The following is a 1,994-nucleotide window of genomic DNA, read 5'->3' as shown; positions in this document are numbered from 1 at the left end:
CTCGGATGACGCGGAGCATCGCTTCAAATGCCATTTCCCGCTCACCACCGAAACCGCGCCAGCGTTGGAGCAGCGGCCGGCTTGATCGTAGCCCTTGCGGCACCAGAGACCAGAGCATCATGAAAGCACCTTCGTTGGCCGGGTCGAGGAACATACCGAAGTTGCTGTCATCCCTGCTGTCATCACAATCGTCGAGGGATCCGGGTTTCAATACAATCACGCTCAATGAGACTGATCCGTTCGCAGGCGGCTTCCTGCTAGCATAATTTCGAGGAGATTATACAATGGCCTGGAAAGGCGTTTACCCGATCGTTACCACCAAGTTCACCGAAGAGGATAAGGTCGACTTGGCGGCAATGGAACATTGCTTTGCGGTGCAGATTGACGCCGGAATCCACGGCGTAATCGTGTCTGGTTCGCTGTCGGAAGGTGGCTTCCTTACCCGAGAGGAAAAAAAGGCCATCGTCAGACTTTTTGTCTCGGTGTCATCGGGCAAGCTTCCGGTCCTGAGCTCGATAGGGGAACCTGCAACAAAGGACGCTGAGCTGCACGCCCGTGATGCTCAACAGGCAGGGGCGGAGGGTTTGATGGTAATCCCCAGTTCCTACTATTTTGCTGATGAGCGCGAGACAATCGCAAACCTCAGTGATATCGCGGCGGCGTCAGACCTGCCCATTATGATCTATAACAATCCTGGCACCTATCGTGTGAAAGTCACCCTGGATATGTATGAGGAACTTGCAAACAATCCGAAGTTCGTCGCAATCAAGGAGTCGTCCGACGACATCCGGATCACGACAGATCTGATCAATCGCTTTGGCGAACGCTATCAGATCTTTGGCGGTATGGACAACCTTGCTCTCGAAACCATTCTCGCAGGTGCTCCGGGTTGGGCCGCTGGAGTATGTGCAGCGTTTCCGTTGGAAACCATGGCGATTTATCACTTGGCCAATGCCGGCAGGCTGGAAGAAGCATGGGCAATCTATCGTTGGTTCCGGCCACTTCTCGACCTGGATGAGACTCCAAAGCTCGTCCAGAACATTAAATTGATGGAGCAGGTTGTGCTGGGGACGAACGATTATGTTCGCCGTCCTCGCCGCCCTCTGTCCGGTACCGAGAGAGAGGATGTGCTGAAGACCGTTCACCATGCGCTGGAGACGCGGCCGACACTCCCTAAGCTTTGAACGGTGGTGAGATGCCCATCTACGGAGTTTGTGGAGCGCTAGTTCAGCAAGGCATGAACTGACGACGTTAACAGGTAATGGTACCATAAATGGATGTATTTAGGTGGTAGGGGTGCTAGTACACCCCTTCCACTGCTGGTCAGGCGGCGAGAATGGCGAACTGTTCGGCCAGGGATGGATTCGGATTGAAGGCGTACCTCGCCAGTCGCTTGCTCATCATGGACCATTTAGATGCCGGACAGAAGATGCCGGCGGTGAGGGACGACTTGAAGCCGAGCGGCCGGGTACGGCGCTTGATCCGTCGATGGTCCTGCTCAAATCATCGTTGTCAGGCATGAATAGGCGCGATGCGCCAATCCGCATTTTCTTGCACGGATGGATCGACTACCGTCCACCCACCGGGATTGGGCTGTCGGAAGCACGCATGGCGGGCAGGCCGAAGTACCTGATGAACGTATGCGACGTCTCCGCCCCATTGATTTTTTGGTTGCAACGGTCAGGTCTAGCGCTTGCAGATGGTCCTATGAGCACTTTGGGGAGTCCCGGACGTGCTCATTGTGAGGCGCTGATCCGTTGTGCATAGGCCCAGGGCATCAGGGCGTCGATGTCTTTGGAAAGGTGGCTATTTGCGAGGCTGATGAGGAGATCGCGCAGGTAGGCGTATGGTTCAACGCGGTTCATCTTGCATGTGCCGATCAGGCTGGCGAAACGTAAGCGCCAAGCTGACCCCATCTGGCGCGGCTTGAGGTGATGAGCGAGACATACTGACACTGAAGCAAGGAGCCGAGGAGCTTGCAGTGTCAATTTCTA

2 protein-coding genes and 2 pseudogenes are annotated in these 1,994 nt (G+C 55.2%); 1 reads left to right on the top strand and 3 read right to left on the bottom strand.

Features of this window, described 5'->3' with window-relative positions; all coding sequences use genetic code 11:
- Nucleotides 1-226 (bottom strand): hypothetical protein (locus NKH78_RS32465; protein WP_352885238.1); only part of this gene is annotated, 226 nt, incomplete at its 3' end.
- Nucleotides 227-284: 58 nt separating this feature from the next.
- Here NKH78_RS32465 and NKH78_RS32460 point away from each other — a divergent pair.
- Nucleotides 285-1,184 carry a dihydrodipicolinate synthase family protein gene (locus NKH78_RS32460; RefSeq protein WP_352885236.1) on the top strand — a complete coding sequence of 300 codons (900 nt, stop codon included), beginning with the start codon at nucleotides 285-287 and terminating at the stop codon, nucleotides 1,182-1,184.
- 139 nt (nucleotides 1,185-1,323) lie between these two features.
- Here the strand turns inward: NKH78_RS32460 and NKH78_RS32455 are convergent.
- Both NKH78_RS32455 and NKH78_RS32450 read right to left on the bottom strand, forming a co-directional pair.
- Nucleotides 1,324-1,500: pseudogene (locus NKH78_RS32455) on the bottom strand (IS6 family transposase); the annotation flags it as partial.
- A 236-nt stretch (nucleotides 1,501-1,736) separates the two neighbouring features.
- Nucleotides 1,737-1,913 (bottom strand): annotated as a pseudogene (locus NKH78_RS32450) (transposase domain-containing protein); the annotation flags it as partial.
- Between the last annotated feature and the right edge of the window lie 81 nt (nucleotides 1,914-1,994).

The sequence above is a fragment of the Mesorhizobium sp. M0910 genome, from assembly GCF_040319465.1.
In the GTDB taxonomy this organism is placed as follows: domain Bacteria; phylum Pseudomonadota; class Alphaproteobacteria; order Rhizobiales; family Rhizobiaceae; genus Mesorhizobium.
This window is presented reverse-complemented; position numbering and strand designations above follow the sequence as displayed.

Bases quoted from the DNA above. Each gene is read 5' to 3' on its own strand.
- NKH78_RS32460 (WP_352885236.1), top strand. From the start codon at position 285: ATGGCCTGGAAAGGCGTTTACCCGATCGTTACCACCAAGTTCACCGAA.